A 22,265-nucleotide genomic window follows, 5' to 3' on the forward strand; every position below is an offset into this window, starting at 1 on the left:
AAAATTACTTTGCCTTTGGCAAAGCAATCTTCATTTCTGGTGATTGACGATAAATCACCAGAATATGACCAATAAGTTGCACTTTTGCGGATTGAGTTTCACGTACTATGGCATCAACGATGGCATTTTTTAGCTCTCTGTCGGCAGAGGCTACTTTCACTTTAATCAATTCATGATAAGCGAGTGCGCTTTCAATTTCAGCGAGTACACCTTCAGTCAATCCATTGGCACCAAGCAGCACCACTGGCTTTAGCGGATGCGCTAGACCTTTTAAATGCTGTTTTTGTTTGGTTGTTAAGTTCATTTCTACCAACTTTTGCTGAGTTACTGTTGAAAAACGGCTATTCTACCCTTATATAGCCTTTGTGTAACTCTCAATTGTTGCGGATTTTAAATGTCAGGTATAAAACGTACGGCCAGTTCTAATCGCTGGATGCTAGAACACTTTGATGATCACTATGTCAAACTCGCCCAAAAAATGGGCTTGCGATCTCGCGCTGCGTTTAAGCTTGAGGAGATCCAGCAAAAGGATCAACTGATTCGCCCGGGCATGACTGTGGTTGATCTCGGTGCTGCTCCGGGAGGTTGGTCTCAAGTGGCAGTTAAATTAGCGGGAGATAGAGGTAAAGTCATCGCCTGTGACATTTTGCCTATGGATCCCATCGTCGGGGTAGATTTTTTGCAAGGGGATTTTCGTGAAGATAAAGTCCTTCAAGCATTACTTACTCGCGTCGGTGATGCTAAGGTTGACGTTGTGTTGTCTGATATGGCGCCCAACATGAGTGGTTCAGATAGTGTTGATCAACCCCGTGCCATGTATTTAGTGGAGTTGGCGTTAGATATGTGCCATCAAGTATTGGCTCCTAATGGCTGTTTTGCGGTAAAAGTCTTTCAGGGGGAGGGCTTTGACGAATACATGAAAGCGGTAAAAGCAGTGTTTAAAGTCGTTAAAACACGTAAACCAGACTCTTCACGGGCGCGTTCCCGCGAAGTCTATCTTGTGGCGACTGGGTACAAGTTGTAGTAACCTAGCGTTAATAATCGCAAGACTTAATGAGGTCTAGTAATTTGAGTGACATGGCAAAAAATCTAATACTCTGGGTTGTCATCGCCGTTGTGCTGATGTCAGTGTTTCAGGGTTACTCCCCCTCTTCTTCGTCATCGCAGAAGATGGATTATTCTACCTTCTTAGATAATGTCCGTGATGGGCAGGTCGCAACTGTTGAAGTTAAAAGCGACCAACGTACTATTGAAGGTGCTAAGCGAACGGGTGAAAAGTTCACAACTATCATGCCGTTATATGACCAAGATTTAATTAATGATCTTGATCGTAAGGGCATCACCATGAAGGGCCAAGAAGCCGAAGAATCTGGGTTCCTAACCCAAATCTTCATCTCTTGGTTCCCTATGTTATTGCTTATCGGGGTATGGATTTTCTTCATGCGCCAGATGCAAGGCGGCGGTGGCAAAGGCGCGATGTCCTTTGGTAAGAGCAAAGCCAAGCTGATGAGCGAAGATCAGATTAAAACGACGTTTGCCGATGTTGCTGGTTGTGACGAAGCAAAAGAAGAAGTGAAAGAGTTAGTTGATTATCTGCGTGACCCAACTAAATTCCAAAAATTGGGCGGTCGTATTCCAACGGGCGTGCTGATGGTGGGTCCTCCTGGTACAGGTAAAACCTTGCTGGCGAAAGCCATTGCGGGTGAATCTAAAGTACCTTTCTTCACTATATCGGGTTCTGATTTCGTTGAAATGTTCGTTGGTGTTGGTGCATCCCGTGTGCGTGACATGTTCGAACAAGCGAAAAAGTCTGCACCTTGTATTATCTTTATCGATGAAATCGATGCGGTCGGTCGTCAACGCGGCGCGGGTTTAGGTGGTGGTCATGATGAACGTGAGCAAACACTGAACCAAATGCTGGTTGAGATGGACGGCTTCGAAGGTAATGAAGGCGTTATCGTTATCGCGGCAACTAACCGTCCAGACGTACTCGATTCTGCACTGCTGCGTCCAGGTCGTTTTGACCGTCAAGTGGTCGTTGGCTTACCAGACGTGCGTGGTCGTGAGCAGATTTTGAAAGTGCATATGCGTAAAGTGCCGCTTTCTGAAGATGTGAAGGCGAGTGTCATTGCCCGTGGTACCCCAGGTTTCTCGGGTGCTGACTTAGCTAACTTAGTGAACGAAGCGGCCCTGTTTGCGGCTCGTGGAAATCGCAGAGTTGTGGGCATGGAAGAATTTGAACGTGCTAAAGATAAAATCATGATGGGTGCTGAGCGCCGTTCTATGGTGATGTCTGAAGCTGAAAAAGAAATGACGGCATACCACGAAGCTGGCCATGCGATTGTGGGTTGTTTAGTACCAGAGCACGATCCTGTGCACAAGGTCACTATCATTCCTCGCGGCCGTGCGCTGGGTGTCACTTTCTTCTTACCCGAAGCTGACTCAGTGAGTCAGAGCCGTCGTAAGTTAGAAAGCCAAATTTCAGTCGCATACGGTGGTCGTTTAGCAGAAGAGCTTATCTACGGTACTGAAAAAGTGTCGACTGGTGCATCACAGGACATCAAATACGCGACCTCTATTGCACGTAACATGGTGACTCAGTGGGGCTTCTCGGACAAGCTAGGTCCATTACTGTATGCCGAAGAAGACGGTGAAGTGTTCTTAGGTCGCAGTATGGGTAAAGCCAAAGCCATGTCCGATGAAACTGCAACTATCATCGACGCTGAAGTGAAAGTCTTTATCGACAAGAACTACGCGAGAGCGAGACAGATATTGACCGATAACCTCGATATTCTGCACTCGATGAAAGAAGCTCTAATGAAGTATGAAACCATTGATTCACTTCAAATTGACGATTTAATGAAGCGTCGCGAAGTGCGTCAACCCGCCGATTGGCAAGTGGATGACCATGGTTCTAACGACAAAGGCAGCGGTCATGGTGAGCCAGCTGAAAAAGCTGAAGATACTGTGACTACAACGTCTGCTGAACCAGACTTGAAAGAGCCAGATGAATCACCTGCTAAGTAATTTGTTGTGAAATAAAAGAAAACCCCGTAAAGGGGTTTTCTTGTTTTATCTTGTTAGCAATTTGACTGCGCTGTCATTTATCCACTTTGCCATTACTGATATTTCGCCTCTGACATCAGTCGCCTCAGATAGAAAGTGAAGGCTAAAACTAATGACGCAAGTTATGCCTATAGGTAAAATCGTAAGTGTTCGTATTACTGGAGTAAATGCGTGTTTGAACTGATTGCTGGCACTAAACGCCTCGCGTTATCTTCGCCCATAGTGATGGGCATTCTGAATGTCACTCCCGATTCCTTTTCCGACGGTGGTCAATATTCTTCCTATGAACTTGCCTGTCAGCATGCCGATGACATGGTAGCTCAAGGCGCGGGAATGATTGATATTGGTGGAGAGTCGACAAGGCCCGGCGCCGCCGAGGTGAGCCTAGCCGATGAACTTGCGCGGGTGATCCCGTTAGTAAAATATGTGGCGACGCACCATGATGTGTGGATTTCGGTTGATACCAGTAAAGCTGAAGTGATGCGTCAAGCTGTCGCAGCGGGTGCACACCTGATTAATGATGTGCGTGCTTTGATGGAACCCGGTGCGCTCGAAGCTGCCGCAGAGTTGCACGTCCCGATATGTTTAATGCATATGCAGGGTGAGCCGAAGAACATGCAGTCTTCGCCGACGTATTATGATGTTATTGAAGAAGTTTCTGGCTTTTTAACCGAGCGGATTGACGCTTGCTTACAAGTTGGGATCCCCCGTGAATTACTCATACTCGATCCAGGATTTGGCTTTGGTAAAAGCTTAGAACATAACTATGAATTACTGGCAAAGCTCGACGCTTTTACCAAGTTTGATTTACCCGTATTGATAGGATTGTCTCGTAAGAGCATGATAGGGAACCTCTTAGCAAAACCGACCTCAGAACGTCTTGCTGGGAGCCTTGCTGGCGCTATGATAGCGGCCCAAAAGGGAGCTCATATCATTCGCGTACATGATGTTGCTGAAACTGTGGATATGCTCAAAGTGTTACAAGCGACACAAGCGTATTTTTAAGCATCGTTATGCTCTCGTTAAGCATTTAATTAATATTATGATCCCAAATCATTGGGACACATTTGAGTTTGTGGGGCGATATGAAAGAACGTAAATTTTTTGGAACTGACGGTATTCGGGGAAAGGTCGGTTCAGGTCAAATGACGCCTGAGCTTGCGTTAAAATTAGGTTGGGCAGCGGGTCGCGTATTATCCCGCAGCGGTACCAAAAAGGTGATCATAGGTAAAGATACCCGTATTTCGGGTTATATGTTTGAGTCGGCATTAGAAGCGGGTCTTTCTGCCGCAGGTCTTAATGTGATGTTAATGGGGCCTATGCCCACGCCCGCAGTGGCTTATTTGACGCGTACGTTTCGCGCCGAAGCTGGGGTGGTGATCAGCGCATCACACAATCCTTATTACGATAACGGCATTAAATTTTTCTCGACCGACGGCAGTAAGTTAGACGATAACTTAGAGCTAGAAATCGAAGCTGAGCTTGAAAAGCCCCTCGTTTGCGTTGAATCGCATCTGCTTGGCAAAGTGTCGCGTATTGAAGATGCCCGTGGTCGTTATATCGAGTATTGCAAAGGTAACTTCCCTGCAGAACACACGTTAACTGGGCTAAAAATTGTGGTCGATTGTGCCCATGGCGCAACTTATCACATAGCACCAGCTGTGTTCCGTGAGTTAGGCGCCGAGGTGATTGCCATTGGTGATAAGCCTAACGGGATGAACATTAATGATAAAGTGGGCGCAACGTCCATGGGTAAGATTTGCGAAACAGTTATTGCCGAAAGTGCCGATTTAGGTATCGCGCTCGACGGCGATGGCGACCGCATTATGATGGTTAACAGCAAAGGCGAAGTCATCGACGGCGATCAGATTTTATATATTCTTGCCTGTGATGCGAAATCCCGCGGCGTATTGCGCGGCGGTGTGGTTGGCACCTTGATGTCGAACCTTGGGCTTGATTTAGCCTTGCAAGCATTAGATATTCCTTTTGCACGTTCAAAAGTGGGCGACCGCTATGTGATGGAATTACTGAAAGAGCTCGATTGGCGCATTGGTGGCGAGAATTCAGGGCATATCCTTAATCTTGACCACGGCACAACCGGTGATGGTATTGTCGCGGGGATTTTAGTGTTAGCGGCCATGCGTCGCCAAAATGCTACACTAGAAGAACTGACTTCTGCGATGGAAATGTTGCCACAGGTGTTAGTCAATGTGCGCTTTGAGGGCGAGCATGACCCACTTAAGTCAGATAAAGTAAAAGCGGCGCAGGCACAGGTTGAATCTGAGCTTGGCGTACGTGGTCGAGTACTATTACGTAAGTCAGGTACAGAACCTTTGATCCGTGTCATGGTAGAAGGTGACGATCATAGTGCAGTATTGGCGCACGCAAATTTGATTGCGGATGCCGTAAAATCGGCAAGCTAATATTTGCCTATTTTGTAATGAGTGCGGCTGATACCAATTTAAAATTAAGGTGTTAGCTGCACAAATGAACAGAAATTAGCTTTGACGTGTAAAAAATAAGCATTCCAACCTGATATCTGAAAAAATTCGAATTTAGCTATTGTAACTTAATAAGTGGTTCGCTATTATTCACGCCGCTTTCAGAGGAGACAGTGATGGCACTCAGACGTCCTATGGTAGCTGGCAATTGGAAGATGAACGGCAGTGCGGCATTAGCCCAAGAGTTGTTCAAAAAATTTGCCTCTAAGCTCCAAAATGATTCAGCTGAAGTGGTTTTATGCCCGCCTTCTATCTATCTAGAGAGCGTTAGGCAACTGCTAGAAGCAAACAAGGAAGCGTTAGACGGTTCACTTGTTAGGATGGGCGCACAAAACCTGAGTCAACATGACTTTGGCGCTTATACCGGAGAAGTTTCAGGTCAGATGCTCAAAGATTCAGGATGTCGATATGTGATTATCGGGCATTCAGAACGTCGCCGTATGTACGGAGAGACGAGTAATATCGTAGCGGAGAAATTCGCCGCTGCACAAAAGCATGGCTTAACTCCCATTTTATGTGTGGGTGAGTCAGGTCCAGCACGTGAAGCAAGACGCACCTTTGAGGTGATTGCGGAAGAGTTGGATATAGTGATCCAGAAAAATGGCACTATGGCTTTTGATAACGCCATTATCGCCTACGAGCCACTTTGGGCTGTAGGGACAGGTAAAAGCGCTACACCAGAGCAGGCACAAGAAGTTCATGCGTTTATTCGCAAACGCCTCTCTGAAGTGTCTCCGTTTATCGGAGAAAATATCAGGATTCTCTACGGTGGTAGTGTAACACCGAGTAATGCTGCAGATTTATTTGCCCAACCTGATGTTGATGGTGGACTGATTGGCGGTGCTAGCTTAAACTCTAGCGAGTTTTTAAGTCTGTGTACCATAGCGATGAGCGCATAATATGTATGAAGTTCTAGTAGTTATTTACTTGTTGGTTGCATTAGGTCTGATCGGCCTAGTATTAATTCAGCAAGGTAAGGGAGCTGACATGGGGGCCTCTTTTGGCGCCGGTGCATCAGGTACTCTGTTTGGTTCAAGCGGTTCAGGTAACTTCCTGACACGCACTACGGCAATTCTTGCCATTGCGTTTTTTACTTTGAGTCTGCTAATTGGCAACTTAAGTGCAAACCACGCAAAAAATGAAGATTCATGGAAAAATTTAGGTTCAGACACTGAACAGGTCACACAACCTGTTGAGCAAGGAACCCAAAAGTCAGAAACGAAAATTCCTGACTAGTAAAAGGTGTCGCCGAGGTGGCGAAATTGGTAGACGCGCAGCCTTGAGGTGGCTGTGACCTAACGGTCGTGCGGGTTCAAGTCCCGCTCTCGGCACCAAATATAACTAAGATAGACGAGATAAGTTCTCTCTTAGTTATTGCAAGAAATGACGATAGTCAATATACTTGCACACAGTTGACGCGGGGTGGAGCAGCATGGTAGCTCGTCGGGCTCATAACCCGAAGGTCGTCGGTTCAAATCCGGCCCCCGCAACCAGCTCCTAGTAACGAATAGTGTTTGAATTCGTTATGGTTTACAGGTTCTTGAAATTAATGACCTCGTGATTACGGGGTTTTTTGTTATCTGGGACTTTTAAATTTGTCGCATGCTTCGTATGTGGCGTTGTACTAGGGCTATTAAGCCCTTTTTTGTTTTTTCGGGGGTCAATCTTGGCAACGTTAGAATTCAGACTGGCAGAAATGCTCAAAGTACCTGTGGAAGCATTAGGCTTTCAGCTATGGGGCATTGAATATGTTCAAGCGGGTAAGCATTCCACACTGCGAGTGTTCATTGATGGTGAGAATGGTATCAATATTGAAGATTGTGCCAATGCAAGTCGCCAAGTCAGTGCTGTACTCGATGTTGAAGATCCTATTTCTACAGAATATACCCTAGAGGTTTCTTCGCCAGGCGTTGATAGACCCTTATTTACTGCTGAGCAGTATGCGGGCTATGTGGGCGAGGATGTAAAGCTTCAATTGACTATGCCGGTTGACGGCAGTCGTAATTTAAAAGGCGCCATCACTGCGGTCGACGGGCAAATGCTCTCACTGAAAGTGAATGGTAAAGAGTTAGTTGTCGCATTGGATAATATCCGTAAAGGCAACTTAATCGCTAAGTTTTGATGGTTTCAAGGTGAACGAGGCAAGACGAGATGAATAAAGAGATTCTGCTAGTCGCTGAGGCGGTTTCAAATGAAAAGGCCGTTCCACGCGAGAAAATTTTTGAAGCGCTAGAGATTGCTCTGGCCACAGCAACCAAGAAAAAATACGAAGGTGATATTGACGTTCGTGTTGCTATCGACCGTAAAACCGGTGGTTATGATACTTTCCGTCGTTGGATGGTGGTTGATGATCACGGTGAAGCGTTAGAAAATCCTTACCGCGAAATCACGTTAGAAGCGGCACGATACGAAAATCCAGACATCCAACCTGGCGAGTTTATCGAAGACGATATCGAGTCAGTGGTGTTTGACCGTATTACCACTCAAACTGCTAAGCAAGTGATCGTACAGAAAGTACGTGAAGCTGAACGTGCTCAAGTGGTTGAACAGTTCCAAGATCAAGAAGGTGAGTTAATCACTGGTATAGTCAAAAAAGCAACTCGCGAAAGCGTAGTGGTTGACTTAGGTAATAACGCTGACGGCGTGTTGTTCCGTGAAGATTTAATTTCACGTGAATCTTTCCGTCCAGGAGACCGCGTACGTGCATTATTGTACTCAGTACGTCCAGAAGCTCGCGGCGCGCAGTTATTCTTAAGCCGTACTAAACCTGAAATGCTGATCGAGCTTTTCCGTGTTGAAGTACCTGAAATTGCTGACGAACTGATTGAAATCATGGGCGCAGCTCGTGATCCAGGCGCGCGCGCTAAAATCGCCGTTAAGTCGAATGACCGTCGTATCGATCCAATCGGTGCGTGTGTGGGTATGCGTGGTGCACGTGTACAAGCCGTGTCGAATGAACTGGGTGGCGAACGTGTTGATATCGTGTTGTGGGATGATAATCCAGCACAATACGTGATCAATGCCATGGCGCCAGCCGATGTTGCCTCTATCATAGTTGACGAAGATAACCATTCTATGGATATCGCCGTTGAAGCCGATAGTTTGGCACAAGCCATTGGACGTAATGGCCAGAACGTACGTTTAGCGACACAACTGACAGGTTGGGTTCTGAACGTTATGACAGTGGAAGATATGAATAAGAAACACCAGGCAGAAAGTGCCAAGGTGGTTGAATTATTCGTTAACTCACTGGATGTCGATGAAGATTTTGCACAAGTACTGGCGGACGAGGGCTTTACGTCGCTCGAAGAAGTTGCCTATGTACCTGTGTCTGAACTATTGGCGATTGACGGTTTTGACGAAGATCTCGTTGAAGCCTTACGTGAACGTGCAAAAGCGGCGATCTCAACTCGAGCTCTCGCTACTGAAGAAGCACTGGATGGTGTGGAGCCAAGTGAAGAGTTACTAGCACTTGAAGGTGTTGACAGACACTTAGCCTATGTTTTCGCTAGCAAAGGTATTGTGACTCTAGAAGACTTGGCTGAACAAGGCATTGATGATTTGATCGAAATTGAAGAATTGACAGAAGAAAAAGCAGGTGAGCTCATCATGGCAGCCCGCAATATCTGTTGGTTTGGCGAAGAAGCATAAGTCGATCAACAGGGGGATTTAACTGATGGCAGATACTACCGTAGAGAAATTGGCCACGGAAGTGGGTAAAAGTGTTGAACGTCTGATTGAGCAATTCTCTCAGGCTGGAATTAAGAAAGGCCAAGCTGATAACGTGACTGAAGCTGAAAAGCAGCAGTTACTGGATTATCTGAAAAAGCAGCACGGTGGCGAAAATGCGCCAACGAAAATGACGCTGCAGCGTAAAACCGTATCGACCCTGAGTGTGGCCGGTAATGGTGGTCAATCTAAAGATGTTAAAGTTGAAGTTCGTAAAACACGAACTTTCGTCAAGCGTGATGCTAATGAGGCTACTCTGAAGGCTGAAGAAGAAGCGAAAGTCGAAGCAGAAGCTTTGGCAAAAGCAAAGGCCGAAGCAGAAGCTGCTGCGGCAGTAAAAGCGAAAGCTGAAGCAGATGCGAAAGCAAAAGCGGATGCAGAAGCCAAGGCGAAAGCCAAAGCAGCAGCCGAAGTAAAAGTGGTTAAAGATATGTCACCTGAAGCAGAAGCGGCTCGTCTAGAAGCTGAACGTTTAAAAGCAGCACAAGAAGCGGCGACAAAACGTAAGCAAGACGAAGAAGCGGCTAAAGCGGCAGAAACTGCTCGTCTATTGGCTGAAGAACATTCTAAGCGTTGGGCCGAAGAAGAGCGCCAACGTCTAGAAGCCGAGAAAAACGGTGATCACCACATCACGACTTCTAAAGTGGCACGTGCTGCTGAAGATACTTCTGATCTGGATGAAGAAAAACGCGGACGTCGTGCTCGTAACAAGAGCAACGCCAAAAAACGTGGCGGCAAAGATGCCCGTGACGGCCGTGAAAAACACATGCGTAACCGCAGCACAGCACCTGAGTCTATGGCGCACGGCTTCAACAAGCCAGTTGCAGCGGTAAGCCGTGATGTGCGTATCGGTGAAACTGTTACTGTTTCTGAACTTGCGCATTTAATGGCAGTTAAAGCGACTGAAATCATCAAACAGATGATGAAAATGGGTTCTATGGTCACGATCAACCAAGTGTTGGATCAAGAGACTGCCCAAATGGTTGCCGAAGAAATGGGCCACAAAGTTGTGCTTATCCGTGAAAACGAACTTGAGCACCAAGTGCTTAAAGATCGTGACGATGAAGATGGCATCAAGCAAGAGTCTCGTGCTCCTGTTGTGACTATCATGGGTCACGTTGACCACGGTAAGACGTCATTACTCGACTATATTCGCCGCGCTAAAGTGGCTGCTGGCGAAGCCGGTGGTATTACTCAGCATATCGGTGCATACCATGTTGAAACTGAAAACGGCATGATCACTTTCCTTGATACTCCTGGTCACGCCGCGTTTACCGCAATGCGTGCCCGTGGTGCCAAGGCAACGGATATCGTTGTGTTAGTTGTTGCTGCCGATGACGGTGTAATGCCGCAAACTATCGAAGCAATTCAACATGCTAAAGCCGGTAACGTGCCATTAATCGTGGCTGTGAACAAGATGGATAAGCCGGAAGCGGATATCGATCGCGTTAAGAGCGAATTGTCACAACACGGTGTTATGTCTGAAGATTGGGGTGGAGACAACATGTTTGCCTTCGTTTCAGCTAAGACAGGTGAAGGCGTTGACGAACTGTTAGAAGGTATCTTACTGCAGGCTGAAGTTCTCGAACTGAAAGCGGTACGTGATGGTATGGCTGCCGGTGTGGTCATTGAATCACAATTGGACAAAGGTCGCGGCCCAGTTGCTACGATTTTGGTTCAAGAAGGTACGCTACGCCAAGGTGATATCGTTCTGTGTGGTCTTGAGTACGGTAAAATCCGTGCAATGAAAGACGAAAACGGTCGTTCAATCACTGAAGCGGGTCCATCTATTCCTGTTGAAATTCTAGGTCTGTCAGGCGTTCCGTCTGCAGGTGATGAAGCAACAGTAGTACGTGATGAGCGTAAAGCGCGTGAAGTTGCCCTGTATCGTCAAGGCAAATTCCGTGATGTGAAACTGGCACGTCAGCAAAAATCTAAGCTAGAAAACATGTTCGCGAACATGACTGAAGGCGAAGTGAAAGAACTGAACATTGTTCTTAAAGCAGACGTACAAGGTTCACTCGAAGCGATTACTGACTCGTTAACCGGTCTGTCTACCGACGAAGTGAAAGTGAACATCATCGCTCGCGGTGTGGGTGCTCTTACTGAAACGGATGCAACCTTAGCGGCAGCGTCTAACGCTATCCTGGTTGGCTTTAACGTGCGTGCCGATGCACAAGCGCGTAAGACAATCGACAGCGAAAGTGTTGATTTACGTTACTACAGCGTTATCTATAATTTGATTGATGAAGTTCGTGCAGCGATGACAGGTATGCTGTCTCCTGAATTCAAACAACAAATTATCGGTCTGGCTGAAGTTCGTGACGTGTTCAAATCACCTAAGCTGGGTGCAATTGCTGGCTGTATGGTTACCGAAGGTACCATCAAGCGTAGCGCACCAATTCGCGTACTACGTGATAACGTTGTTATCTACGAAGGTGAACTTGAATCGCTACGTCGCTTTAAAGACGACGTTGCTGAAGTTCGCAATGGTATGGAATGTGGTATTGGCGTTAAGAACTACAACGATGTTCGCGTAGGCGACCAAATCGAAGTATTCGAAACCGTCGAGATTGCTCGTACTCTGTAACGATAATAAGGGCGGCTTTAGCCGCCCTTATCAATTTAAGCTATGGTAAGAAATATTATGGCAAAAGAATTCAGTCGTACTCGTCGAATCGCTCAGCAGCTTCAGCAAGAACTTGCTCAAGTGCTACAGCGCGACATGAAAGATCCTCGTATTGGCTTTGTAACCGTGAATGACGTCGATGTCTCACGCGACCTTAGCTATGCCAAAGTCTTCGTGACTTTTTTTGAGGAAGATAAAGCCGTTGTTCAAGAAAAGCTAAACGCTTTGATCAGCGCCGCTCCTTATATCCGCACTTTAGTGGCGGGCCGTATGAAGCTGCGTGTGATGCCTGAACTGCGTTTTATCTATGATAGCTCGCTCGTTGAAGGTATGCGCATGTCTAACTTAGTTAGCCAAGTGATCAACCAAGACAAAGCGAAGCAGCAGCAATTTGGCAGCGAAGACGCATCGGTTGAAGATGAAGTCTTAGGTGATGATGTTGCCGATGATGCAGATGAAACGGAAGGTAAAGATTAATGGCTCGTCGTCCAAAAGGTCGTTTTATCGATGGGATAGTGCTGCTGGATAAATCCACGGGCATGAGTTCTAACTTTGCATTGCAAAGGGTAAAGCGCTTTTTTAATGCGAACAAAGCAGGGCATACGGGCGCACTCGATCCGTTAGCGACAGGTATGTTACCTGTGTGCTTAGGCGAAGGGACTAAGTTTTCCCAGCATCTGTTAGATGCCGATAAACGTTATTTAGTCACCGCAAAGCTGGGCGAGCGAACGGATACCAGTGATTCCGATGGCGAAGTGGTGCAAACCCGCGCCATTGATTTTACTGAGGCGCAGTTATTAACCGCGCTTGATTTCTTCCGTGGTGAGACTCAGCAAGTGCCTTCTATGTATTCCGCGCTTAAATATCAGGGCCAGCCCCTGTATAAATATGCCCGTGAAGGCATTGAAGTGCCGCGCGAATCTCGCCCTATTACGGTATTTGAGCTTAATTTCATCGGTCTTGAAGGCGATGAGCTGACCTTAGACATTCATTGTTCTAAGGGCACTTATATCCGCACTATCATAGACGACCTCGGTGAAATGCTCGGTTGTGGCGCCCATGTCATCATGTTGCGTCGCACTCAAGTTGCACAATATCCCTATGCAAGAATGGTGTCCTTAGAACAACTTGAAGCGCTTGTTGCTCAAGCACATGAACAACAGATAGATCCGAGTATACTTCTTGATCCGCTGTTATTACCTATGGATACGGCTGTGGCCGATTTCCCTGAGGTGAATGTGCCAGATGCAATCGCCCCTTACTTAATGCAAGGTCAGGCTGTTCGGGTCCCTGTTAATGCAGGCTTGAAAACCGATGAACTGGTGCGTATCACTTTAGGTGACATTCGCCGATTTGTGGGGATTGGCACTATGAACGAAGACGGCCTACTCGCGCCGAAACGACTCATAGTGATCCATGACGAGCCTGCAGAAACTGATTAGCCCGCTATCCATGAACAAATTAATTACTTAGTTCATGGATTAGTCTCCACCTTTTATTGCGCTAGGGTGGGTTTCTGGGTAGAATAACGCGCCCTCTGGCTGAGTTAGTGATCGGCTAGAGATTCATATTATTTATTTGGAGATATACATGTCACTAAGTACTGAAGTAAAAGCAAAAATTTTGGCTGATTTTGGCCGTTGTGAAAACGACACTGGTTCAACTGAAGTTCAAGTTGCTTTGTTAACTGCGCAAATCAACCATTTGCAAGCTCACTTCAAAGAGCACATTCACGATCATCACTCACGTCGTGGTCTGTTACGTATGGTTAGCTCACGTCGTAAGTTAACTGCTTACCTGAAACGTACTGACGTAGCACGTTACACTGCACTGATCCAAAAGTTGGGTCTACGTCGTTAATTTCACGTCGACTAACGCAAAAAAGGAGGCTTAAGCCTCCTTTTTTATTGCCTAAAATTCAGTAGATGATTGCGTGAACTGTGAAGGATTTAGGCCTGAGCATGTCGATAGTGTTATGCCTATTACGCTGGCCTTAACGCCGCCTAAACCTTAGCGCTGATTAAATTAACCTAAGCTCCACGTAAGCCATCAAGACTGCTTATCGTTGCTGTCTGTGTTGCTATATACAGGGCTTCAAATTCCGCTTGGGGCAGGGGTTGGCTAAAATAGAAACCTTGGCCGACTTGGCACTGATTTTCCTTCAACCAATCCAATTGTTGCTCGTTTTCAATCCCTTCGGCCACAATGGTCAAATTAAGCTGCTTACCCAACATCAAAATGGTCGATGCGATTGCGCTATCCCCTGGTAAATCGGACACGAAACAGCGGTCGATTTTCATGGTGGTAATGGGCAAATGGCGCAGGTAAGAGAGTGATGAATATCCGGTGCCGAAGTCATCGACGGCAATACCAAACCCTGCTGATTTAAGTTGTTCAAGCTTAGCGATGGCGAGCTCAATGTCGTTCATTAGTGAGGTTTCAGTGATTTCAATTTCCAGTAGCTCAGGCTGAATTTGATAACGCAGAGCCATCTGTTTGATATCGGGTACTAAACTTGCGTCGGCGAATTGCTGTGAGGCGACATTAATCGCAATCGGGATGGCATAGTTATATTTCTTCTGCCACTCCCTTAAGACTTTGCAGCTTTGTTCTATCACCCAGCGGCCAATTGGAATGATGATCCCTGTTTCTTCGGCTACGGGAATAAAAGAAACCGGACTGATGAGTCGGCCGTCTTTTTGCCAGCGGATCAGAGCTTCACAGGCAATCACTTTGCCCGTTTGCAGATCGAGTTTAGGTTGGAAATACAGTAAAAATTCATTGTTTTTCAACGCATCATGCAAGGATGCTTCGGTGCGTAAACGCACAGCGGCGCGCTCTGTCATCTGCTGTTTAAAGAAGGCCCATTGATTCGAACCTGCAGCTTTGGCGCTGTACATGGCAATATCGGCATGACGTATCAAATCTTCTGCGCTGTGACCGTCTTCGGGATAAATGGATATCCCAATTGAGGCCGCAGGATGAATCGCATGTTCATTTAATTGGATAGGGACATTAAGCTGGATAAGTAACTTATCAACAAAGTCAGCGGCTTGGTCAGGGGTGTGTACTGTGTCGGCTAAAATCACAAACTCATCGCCACCTAAGCGAGAGACAGTGCCTTTATCGCCAACGAAGCGTTCAAGAATACGGGCGATACGGGCGAGGAATTGATCGCCTAATGCGTGGCCAAGGGAATCGTTAATATTCTTAAATCGATCTAAGTCGATAAACATTAAGGCAAAGCTGCGCTTGTGTACACGCGAACGTTGGATAGTGACTGCGATGGTTTCGAGCAATAGTGTGCGGTTCGGTAAGCCCGTTAGCGGATCTCGGGTCGCCATTTTGCGCAGTTTGGATTGGGTTTGGCTAAATTGGATTAGAATTTGGTTGAATTTCGAGGTCACTAATCCGAGTTCATCATCCTTATGCGCATTGGACATAGGTAAGAGATTTTCGTCCGGTGAGTCGGGTTCAATCTTATCTATTGCCTCACTGATACGCGCGATAGGTTGAGTCAAGAAACGATGGAAAACCACTGAAAGCACTAAGGTGAGTAAGAGTGCGCGGGCAAGTGTGGCGAAAAAACTAAATCTTAACTGCGAGAAAAGGGTGTTTGTCAGCTCTTGGGTATCGTAGAAAACCGTTAATGTGCCAATGAGTTGCTGTTGTTGGGTGCCTTCGAAATAAAAAGGCCGATAGAGTGGGCGAGAGATTTCCTTGAGATCATCAAATAATTTGTTACTTAAGCTGATAAATGTCTGCGAGTTATTCTTTTTATTATTGCTGACTGACACAAACATGGAACCATCGTCTAGTTCGATCACTGCAGAGCCGACATGTTCAACCTTAATGGCACCTTCTAAGGTTTGACGGGCTAAATTGTCATCCAATGCCCAGACGGCATTTGCTGCGGGTTGTTCAACTGAATCAAGGAGTTCTTGCTGCGTAGTCGTGAGTTGTTGTTTGGTTGATACAACGACTAAAGCGATTTCAACAATAAAAATAGCAATGGCAAAAAATAGGGCAGTAAATACGACTAGGTTAGTTTGTTTCCACGTCAGTGACTTAAAACGGCCTGTCATCGGGCGCATCCTTTATGATAATTATTCACCATCTGCGAGAATTTCCGTATCAATGTAAACCGCAACTCTTTGTTGATTTAACCACTTTAGTGAAAAGTTACGTATTTGTCATCATTATCTGCTCTTTATCTATTGATCCGATTTGCAGTATACTTACGCGCGTAATTCAAGGTCATTAATTAAGGAATGGGTCACGTGAATCCTATTGTAAAGAGTTTTGAGTATGGTCAACATACAGTCACCCTGGAAACAGGTGTTATAGCGCGTCAAGCAGATGCAGCCGTTTTAGCGAGTATGGGTGACACGACTGTGTTGGTCACTGTTGTCGGTAAAAAAGAAGCAGATGCTGGTCGTGACTTTTTCCCTCTGACTGTTAACTATCAAGAAAAAACCTACGCAGCGGGTAAAATTCCTGGTGGTTTCTTTAAGCGTGAAGGCCGTCCTTCAGAAGATGAGACATTAATCGCTCGTCTGATCGACCGTCCAATTCGCCCTCTTTTCCCTAATGGTTTCAAAAACGAAGTTCAAGTTATCATTACTGTAGTATCTGTCGATCCACAAATCGAGCCAGATATCATCTCTATGATCGGTACTTCTGCGGCACTGGCTATTTCTGGTATTCCATTCAGCGGTCCTTTAGGTGCTGCACGTGTGGGTTACATTGATGGCGAATACGTGTTGAACCCAAGTGTTGCGCAACTTGCAACCAGCCAACTGAACTTAGTGGTTGCTGGTACTGCTGGTGCAGTATTAATGGTGGAATCAGAAGCCCAAGCATTGCCAGAAGAAGTGATGTTAGGTTCTGTTGTTTACGGTCACGATCAACAACAAGTGGTTATCAAAGCGATTGCTGAATTTAAAGCAGAAGCTGGTAAACCAACTTGGGATTGGACTGCACCAACGCAAGATGCCGATTTAGTTGCCCAAATCAAAGAGCTTGCTGAAGCTGGTTTAGGCGATGCATATAAAATCCAAGTTAAACAAGATCGTTATGCTCAAGTTTCTGTTGTTAAAGCAGCAACAAAAGAAGCCTTGTTAGCCAGCAATCCAAGCATTGATTTACGTGAAGTAGACAACTTGCTGGGTAGCTTAGAGAAGAAAGTGGTTCGTGGTCGCATCATCCGTGGTGAGCCACGTATCGATGGTCGTGAACCAGACATGATCCGTGCATTAAGCGTGTTAGCGGGCGTATTGCCACGTACTCACGGTAGCGCATTGTTCACTCGCGGCGAAACTCAAGCGTTAGTGACTTGTACTTTAGGTACTGAACGTGATGCACAGAAGATTGACAGCATCATGGGCGAGCGCACTAACCGTTTCATGCTGCACTATAACTTCCCTCCATACTCTGTTGGTGAAACAGGCATGGTGGGTTCACCTAAGCGCCGCGAAATCGGTCATGGTAAGTTAGCATGGCGCGGTATCAATGCTGTTATGCCTTCAGCTGCTGAATTCCCATACAGCGTGCGCGTTGTATCTGAAATCACTGAATCTAACGGTTCAAGCTCTATGGCGTCAGTATGTGGTACTTCATTAGCGCTGATGGATGCTGGTGTGCCTATCAAAACTTCTGTAGCGGGTATCGCTATGGGTCTAGTGAAAGAAGGCGATGATTTCGTTGTTCTTTCTGACATCTTAGGTGATGAAGACCATTTAGGTGACATGGACTTTAAAGTTGCGGGTACGCGTGATGGTATTACTGCACTGCAGATGGATATCAAGATCGAAGGTATCACTAAAGAAATCATGGATATCGCACTGCAACAAGCCTATGGCGCACGTGTACATATCCTGAACGTGATGGATCAAGCGATTGGTTCACACCGTGATGATATTTCTGATCACGCTCCACGTATCACTGTTATCAAGATCAACCCAGAAAAAATCCGTGACGTTATCGGTAAAGGCGGCGCAGTTATCCGTGCTCTTACTGAAGAAACCGGCACTACGATTGAACTGGAAGATGATGGTACTGTGAAGATCGCTTCTTCAAACGGCGAAGCAACCAAAGAAGCTATCCGTCGTATCGAAGAAATCACTTCAGAAGTTGAAGTGGGTCGTATCTACAACGGTAAAGTTATCCGTATCGTTGATTTTGGTGCTTTCGTGAACATTCTGCCGGGCAAAGACGGCTTAGTACACATTTCACAAATCAGTGATGAGCGTGTTGCTAACGTGTCTGATCACCTTGAACTGAACCAAGAAGTTGCTGTTAAAGTAATGGAAGTGGATCGTCAAGGCCGCGTACGTCTGTCAATCAAAGAAGCACAAACTAAAGAAACTGCCGCTGCTGAATAATGAGTCTTTGACTTATTATAGGCACACACTTTCTAAGTGATTGCATCAAAAGGAGATCAAATGATCTCCTTTTTTGTTTTTGGCATTAAGAAAGTCAGTATTAATCTTAATTCCCCAATAGCAGTCCTGTGGTGGGATTGCTATCATGAAGATTCTTCTGCGTATGTTGGGAATCTAAAAAGGTAGAAATGGATGAGTCTTAAAATTAGAACCGCTGTCGTTGCTGTGCTGGCGGGCGCCAGTCTGTTGTTAGCCGGATGCGCTACCACCCAGTCTCCTTTAGATAACCATAATGATGTTGAAGGTAAATTGGTTATCGCACCTGTCATGCCTGATTATAAAGTGGAAGTGACGTTAGCGAAGCTCAACGAGATTTTGGCTACGGTCGAATTAACCAATGAGCAGAGAGCCAGATTTCATTACGATCGCGGTGTTATATACGACAGTGTGGGCTTAAGACTGCTCGCGCGCATCGATTTTATGCAAGCGCTGAAGCTGCAACCCGATCTCGCCGATGCTTATAATTTCCTTGGGATTTATTATACCCAAGAAGGCGAATACGCTAGCGCCTATGAAGCATTCGATGGTGTGTTAGAACTCGCTCCTAACTACGATTATGCCTATTTGAATCGCGGTATTGCCTTGTACTATGGCGACCGTAACGATTTAGCCACTAAAGATATGCAGGCATTTTATGCTGGTGATAATAAAGATGGTTATCGCGCATTGTGGCTGTATTTGATTGATTTTAAAGATGATGCCGTTGAAGCTAAAAAACAGTTAGCTGAAAATCGTAAGAATTTAGATAATGATGCTTGGGCGACCGTTATCGTTGATTATTATTTAGGTACAAAAAGACATGATGAGGTGTTTGCTGCTGCGAAAGTTGGCTTAACTCATCCAAAAGAATATGCCGAACGTTTATGTGAAGCTTATTTTTACCTGGCGAAAATGGCAATAGAAAACAAGCAATATCAAGATGCTGCTAATTATTTCCGCCTCGCACTGGCGACCAATATTTATGATTTTGTTGAACATAGATATTCGCGGATTGAGCTCGCTAAAGTCAAAGGTTTGCTCGAAGCCACAAAATAACCCCCATCTGCCCGAGCTCTTCTCGGGCTTTGCCTAGCCAAGCTCGAACTGAGGCGCTATAATTTGCGCCTTTTTAGCGATACTAGTGCATAGGTTAACATGTCAGGCAATAAAGTAGAGGTCGATAAACGTCGCACCTTCGCGATCATATCGCATCCCGACGCGGGTAAAACAACCATTACCGAAAAAGTGCTGTTATTCGGAAACGCTTTGCAAAAAGCGGGTACGGTTAAAGGCAAAAAATCGGGTCAGCATGCTAAGTCTGACTGGATGGAAATGGAGAAGGACCGTGGTATTTCTATTACTACGTCTGTGATGCAGTTCCCCTATGGTGGCGCCCTCGTTAACCTACTCGACACGCCTGGTCACGAAGACTTCTCTGAAGATACCTATCGTACACTGACCGCTGTTGACTCCTGTCTGATGGTCATCGACTCTGCTAAAGGTGTTGAAGAGCGTACTATTAAGTTGATGGAAGTAACACGTCTGCGCGATACGCCGATCGTGACTTTTATGAACAAACTCGACCGCGATATCCGTGATCCTATCGATCTGATGGATGAAGTCGAAAGCGTGCTGAATATTGCCTGCGCACCTATTACTTGGCCTATTGGCAGCGGTAAAGAATTCAAAGGTATTTACCATATACTGCGTGATGAAGTGGTCTTGTATCAAGGCGGTATGGGACACACTATTCAAGAGCGTCGTGTAATTAAAGGCATTAATAACCCTGATCTTGAGAAAGCGATTGGCAGTTACGCTGCTGATTTGCGCGATGAGATGGAATTAGTGCGCGGCGCGTCGCATGAATTTGACCATGCGGCTTTCTTGAAAGGTGAGCTGACGCCAGTGTTCTTCGGTACCGCGTTAGGTAACTTTGGTGTGGATCATATTCTTGACGGTATCGTTGAGTGGGCACCTAAGCCATTACCGCGCGAAAGCGATGCACGCGTAGTTATGCCTGAAGAAGAGAAATTCACCGGTTTCGTGTTCAAGATCCAAGCTAACATGGATCCAAAACACCGTGACCGTGTCGCCTTTATGCGTGTGTGTTCTGGCCGTTACGAGCAAGGCATGAAAATGCACCATGTGCGTATTGGTAAAGATGTTAACGTTAGCGATGCATTAACCTTTATGGCGGGCGATCGTGAGCGTGCCGAGGAAGCTTACCCAGGCGATATCATAGGTTTACATAACCATGGCACTATCCGTATTGGCGATACTTTTACCCAAGGTGAAAAATTCCGTTTCACTGGCGTGCCTAACTTCGCCCCTGAAATGTTCCGCCGTATTCGTCTGCGCGATCCGCTTAAGCAAAAGCAGCTCTTAAAAGGCTTAGTACAGTTGTCAGAAGAAGGCGCTGTGCAAGTATTCCGCCCAATCGATACTAACGATTTAATTGTTGGCGCCGTGGGTGTGCTGCAGTTTGAAGTGGTTGTTGGTCGTCTTAAGAGCGAATATAACGTTGAAGCCATTTACGAAGGTATTAGTGTTTCGACCGCTCGCTGGGTTTATTGTAAGGATGAGCGTAAGCTTGAAGAGTTCCGCCGCAAGTGTAGCCAAAACTTAGCACTCGATGGTGGTGACAACTTAACCTATATTGCGCCAACTATGGTCAACCTGAATCTTTCGATGGAAAGGTATCCTGATATTGAGTTTGCAAAAACCCGCGAGCATTAATTAGGTTGGGTTTAGAATAGTTGTTGAAATGGCGGTGAATTCACCGTCATTTTTGTATCTAATGAAATCTAAAAACGGTTCTGGATGTGAATGATGGCGAATTGGATCACAAAAACATGGCAGGTTTATATTCAGTGGTGCGACCGCATGGGGCTGACACCTGAAAATCGTCGTTGTTGTATGCCACGCCTTGAAGATCCGCCATTAGCGGTAAAATGTGCCAAAGCGACTACGGCTGACGAAACTGTATTGCCGCCCGAAGCGCATTCAAACGGCAAATCGACCGTAGAGTGAGGTATTTGCAGTGATTGATACCCACGCACATCTAGATTTTGTCGAGTTTGATATTGACCGCGATGCTGTGGTGCAGCGTATGCACAGTGTTGGGGTTAATAATCTGATTATTCCTGGCGTGTCCCCGAAACACTGGCACAAACAGCTCGCTGTTGCCGCACAATATCAAACCTATTTTGCCCTTGGCATCCATCCTTGGTTTTGCCCAGAGAATGTTGATGCAGGGATCTTAGCATTAACATCTAAAGTTGCCGCGTTGCTCGAATGTCCTCGTTTTGTTGCTATTGGTGAATGTGGCTTAGATAAACTTTACTCCGCTACTTGGCCGCAGCAGTTAGCGTTTTTTGAGGCGCAATTGACGTTAGCTAAATCCGTTAATCTGCCGGTGATTATTCATAGTGTTAAAGCGCATCCCGAGGTTTTGGCCTGTTTAAAAAAGTATCAATTGCCTAGAGGCGGTGTGATACATGCTTTTTCTGGCAGTGTTGAGATTGCACAGGAATATATCAAGTTAGGTTTTAAGCTGGGAATTGGTGGTTTGATTATGAATCCTAATGCCAAAAAATTACTCAAAACTGTCACTGAACTCCCGCTCGAACACCTCATACTTGAGACTGATTCTCCGGCTATGACGCCGATAAATGTTGCTGAAAAACGTAACCAACCCGCTAACCTTGTTCTTTTTATAGACAAAATTGCCGCTTTGCAAAAAAAATCAAGTGTTCTAATATCAGAACACTTGATGTCGAATGCTACGCAACTATTTGACCTTTAGCTGTTTTTGTATAAACAGGTGTAGGTCGCACTAGCATTCCGCACTAAGCGATTGAAATTAAACTCCAAAAATATGATCAAAACGACGATTTTCGACTTGGGCTCGGGTATAAT

At 45.9% G+C, this 22,265-nt stretch carries 19 protein-coding genes and 2 tRNA genes; 19 read left to right on the forward strand and 2 right to left on the reverse strand.

What is annotated here, in order from left to right:
• Positions 1 to 4 precede the first annotated feature (4 nt).
• Complete coding sequence (gene yhbY, locus DYH48_RS03615; protein ID WP_006082725.1) at positions 5 to 304, reverse strand: ribosome assembly RNA-binding protein YhbY; 300 nt, start codon at positions 302 to 304, stop codon at positions 5 to 7.
• Between the two features lie 90 nt (positions 305 to 394).
• Here yhbY and rlmE point away from each other — a divergent pair, with 90 nt between their 5' ends.
• The 14 genes from rlmE to rpsO all read left to right on the forward strand — a co-directional run bounded on the left by rlmE (position 395) and on the right by rpsO (position 13,785).
• On the forward strand, positions 395 to 1,024 hold the full coding sequence (gene rlmE / locus DYH48_RS03620; protein WP_006082724.1) for a 23S rRNA (uridine(2552)-2'-O)-methyltransferase RlmE: 630 nt from the start codon (positions 395 to 397) through the stop codon (positions 1,022 to 1,024).
• Positions 1,025 to 1,053: 29 nt separating this feature from the next.
• Positions 1,054 to 3,027: an ATP-dependent zinc metalloprotease FtsH gene (ftsH, locus tag DYH48_RS03625; RefSeq protein ID WP_172481146.1), complete on the forward strand. Its 1,974-nt coding sequence runs from the start codon at positions 1,054 to 1,056 to the stop codon at positions 3,025 to 3,027.
• Positions 3,028 to 3,237: 210 nt separating this feature from the next.
• Entirely contained in the window at positions 3,238 to 4,071 is an 834-nt protein-coding gene (gene folP, locus DYH48_RS03630; RefSeq protein WP_115334075.1) for a dihydropteroate synthase, read from the forward strand.
• An 80-nt stretch (positions 4,072 to 4,151) separates the two neighbouring features.
• The gene (gene glmM, locus DYH48_RS03635; protein WP_011847518.1) at positions 4,152 to 5,489 is read left to right on the forward strand and encodes a phosphoglucosamine mutase; all 1,338 of its coding nucleotides are present in this window, start codon (positions 4,152 to 4,154) and stop codon (positions 5,487 to 5,489) included.
• Between the two features lie 194 nt (positions 5,490 to 5,683).
• Positions 5,684 to 6,466, forward strand: coding sequence for a triose-phosphate isomerase (gene tpiA / locus DYH48_RS03640; protein ID WP_006082720.1), 783 nt, complete (start codon positions 5,684 to 5,686; stop codon positions 6,464 to 6,466).
• A 1-nt stretch (position 6,467) separates the two neighbouring features.
• On the forward strand, positions 6,468 to 6,803 hold the full coding sequence (gene secG, locus DYH48_RS03645) for a preprotein translocase subunit SecG (protein WP_006082719.1): 336 nt from the start codon (positions 6,468 to 6,470) through the stop codon (positions 6,801 to 6,803).
• An 11-nt stretch (positions 6,804 to 6,814) separates the two neighbouring features.
• Positions 6,815 to 6,901: transfer RNA gene (locus DYH48_RS03650), tRNA-Leu, on the forward strand.
• Positions 6,902 to 6,983: 82 nt separating this feature from the next.
• Positions 6,984 to 7,060 (forward strand) — tRNA-Met (locus DYH48_RS03655).
• Positions 7,061 to 7,233: 173 nt separating this feature from the next.
• Positions 7,234 to 7,689: a ribosome maturation factor RimP gene (rimP, locus tag DYH48_RS03660; protein WP_006082718.1), complete on the forward strand. Its 456-nt coding sequence runs from the start codon at positions 7,234 to 7,236 to the stop codon at positions 7,687 to 7,689.
• Between the two features lie 29 nt (positions 7,690 to 7,718).
• Positions 7,719 to 9,218 (forward strand): transcription termination factor NusA, encoded by a 1,500-nt coding sequence (gene nusA, locus DYH48_RS03665; protein ID WP_006082717.1) that lies wholly within the window; start codon positions 7,719 to 7,721, stop codon positions 9,216 to 9,218.
• 25 nt (positions 9,219 to 9,243) lie between these two features.
• Positions 9,244 to 11,886 carry a translation initiation factor IF-2 gene (gene infB / locus DYH48_RS03670; protein ID WP_006082716.1) on the forward strand — a complete coding sequence of 881 codons (2,643 nt, stop codon included), beginning with the start codon at positions 9,244 to 9,246 and terminating at the stop codon, positions 11,884 to 11,886.
• 57 nt (positions 11,887 to 11,943) lie between these two features.
• Entirely contained in the window at positions 11,944 to 12,402 is a 459-nt protein-coding gene (rbfA, locus tag DYH48_RS03675) for a 30S ribosome-binding factor RbfA (RefSeq protein WP_014620813.1), read from the forward strand.
• Positions 12,402 to 13,367 (forward strand): tRNA pseudouridine(55) synthase TruB, encoded by a 966-nt coding sequence (gene truB, locus DYH48_RS03680; RefSeq protein ID WP_011847515.1) that lies wholly within the window; start codon positions 12,402 to 12,404, stop codon positions 13,365 to 13,367. Before rbfA ends, truB begins: the two co-directional genes overlap by 1 nt.
• A 148-nt stretch (positions 13,368 to 13,515) precedes the next feature.
• The gene (gene rpsO / locus DYH48_RS03685; protein ID WP_006082713.1) at positions 13,516 to 13,785 is read left to right on the forward strand and encodes a 30S ribosomal protein S15; all 270 of its coding nucleotides are present in this window, start codon (positions 13,516 to 13,518) and stop codon (positions 13,783 to 13,785) included.
• A gap of 170 nt (positions 13,786 to 13,955) precedes the next feature.
• On the opposite strand, the gene DYH48_RS03690 is transcribed toward rpsO, so the two are convergent.
• Positions 13,956 to 16,010 (reverse strand): putative bifunctional diguanylate cyclase/phosphodiesterase, encoded by a 2,055-nt coding sequence (locus DYH48_RS03690; RefSeq protein WP_107948729.1) that lies wholly within the window; start codon positions 16,008 to 16,010, stop codon positions 13,956 to 13,958.
• 195 nt (positions 16,011 to 16,205) lie between these two features.
• Between DYH48_RS03690 and pnp the strand changes: the two genes are divergently transcribed.
• The 5 genes from pnp (at position 16,206) to DYH48_RS03715 (ending at position 22,152) form a co-directional block, all read left to right on the forward strand.
• The gene (gene pnp, locus DYH48_RS03695) at positions 16,206 to 18,308 is read left to right on the forward strand and encodes a polyribonucleotide nucleotidyltransferase (protein ID WP_006082711.1); all 2,103 of its coding nucleotides are present in this window, start codon (positions 16,206 to 16,208) and stop codon (positions 18,306 to 18,308) included.
• 192 nt (positions 18,309 to 18,500) lie between these two features.
• Positions 18,501 to 19,403 (forward strand): lipoprotein NlpI, encoded by a 903-nt coding sequence (gene nlpI / locus DYH48_RS03700; protein WP_115334076.1) that lies wholly within the window; start codon positions 18,501 to 18,503, stop codon positions 19,401 to 19,403.
• 99 nt (positions 19,404 to 19,502) lie between these two features.
• Entirely contained in the window at positions 19,503 to 21,083 is a 1,581-nt protein-coding gene (gene prfC / locus DYH48_RS03705; protein WP_006086936.1) for a peptide chain release factor 3, read from the forward strand.
• Positions 21,084 to 21,173: 90 nt separating this feature from the next.
• The gene (locus tag DYH48_RS03710) at positions 21,174 to 21,377 is read left to right on the forward strand and encodes a DUF5363 family protein (RefSeq protein ID WP_006086935.1); all 204 of its coding nucleotides are present in this window, start codon (positions 21,174 to 21,176) and stop codon (positions 21,375 to 21,377) included.
• A gap of 10 nt (positions 21,378 to 21,387) precedes the next feature.
• On the forward strand, positions 21,388 to 22,152 hold the full coding sequence (locus DYH48_RS03715; protein ID WP_115334077.1) for a TatD family hydrolase: 765 nt from the start codon (positions 21,388 to 21,390) through the stop codon (positions 22,150 to 22,152).
• The last annotated feature ends 113 nt before the right edge of the window (positions 22,153 to 22,265 follow it).

The organism is Shewanella baltica (assembly GCF_900456975.1).
Taxonomy (GTDB): domain Bacteria; phylum Pseudomonadota; class Gammaproteobacteria; order Enterobacterales; family Shewanellaceae; genus Shewanella; species Shewanella baltica.

What these genes read in the sequence shown, in the direction of transcription:
- ftsH (WP_172481146.1), top strand. Translation starts at nt 1,054, where the DNA reads ATGAGGTCTAGTAATTTGAGTGACATGGCAAAAAATCTAATACTCTGG.
- secG (WP_006082719.1), top strand. Translation starts at nt 6,468, where the DNA reads ATGTATGAAGTTCTAGTAGTTATTTACTTGTTGGTTGCATTAGGTCTG.
- rpsO (WP_006082713.1), top strand. Translation starts at nt 13,516, where the DNA reads ATGTCACTAAGTACTGAAGTAAAAGCAAAAATTTTGGCTGATTTTGGC.
- truB (WP_011847515.1), top strand. Translation starts at nt 12,402, where the DNA reads ATGGCTCGTCGTCCAAAAGGTCGTTTTATCGATGGGATAGTGCTGCTG.
- rlmE (WP_006082724.1), top strand. Translation starts at nt 395, where the DNA reads ATGTCAGGTATAAAACGTACGGCCAGTTCTAATCGCTGGATGCTAGAA.
- glmM (WP_011847518.1), top strand. Translation starts at nt 4,152, where the DNA reads ATGAAAGAACGTAAATTTTTTGGAACTGACGGTATTCGGGGAAAGGTC.
- infB (WP_006082716.1), top strand. Translation starts at nt 9,244, where the DNA reads ATGGCAGATACTACCGTAGAGAAATTGGCCACGGAAGTGGGTAAAAGT.
- nlpI (WP_115334076.1), top strand. Translation starts at nt 18,501, where the DNA reads ATGAGTCTTAAAATTAGAACCGCTGTCGTTGCTGTGCTGGCGGGCGCC.
- nusA (WP_006082717.1), top strand. Translation starts at nt 7,719, where the DNA reads ATGAATAAAGAGATTCTGCTAGTCGCTGAGGCGGTTTCAAATGAAAAG.
- prfC (WP_006086936.1), top strand. Translation starts at nt 19,503, where the DNA reads ATGTCAGGCAATAAAGTAGAGGTCGATAAACGTCGCACCTTCGCGATC.
- rbfA (WP_014620813.1), top strand. Translation starts at nt 11,944, where the DNA reads ATGGCAAAAGAATTCAGTCGTACTCGTCGAATCGCTCAGCAGCTTCAG.
- DYH48_RS03690 (WP_107948729.1), bottom strand. Translation starts at nt 16,010, where the DNA reads ATGACAGGCCGTTTTAAGTCACTGACGTGGAAACAAACTAACCTAGTC.
- tpiA (WP_006082720.1), top strand. Translation starts at nt 5,684, where the DNA reads ATGGCACTCAGACGTCCTATGGTAGCTGGCAATTGGAAGATGAACGGC.
- DYH48_RS03710 (WP_006086935.1), top strand. Translation starts at nt 21,174, where the DNA reads ATGATGGCGAATTGGATCACAAAAACATGGCAGGTTTATATTCAGTGG.
- yhbY (WP_006082725.1), bottom strand. Translation starts at nt 304, where the DNA reads ATGAACTTAACAACCAAACAAAAACAGCATTTAAAAGGTCTAGCGCAT.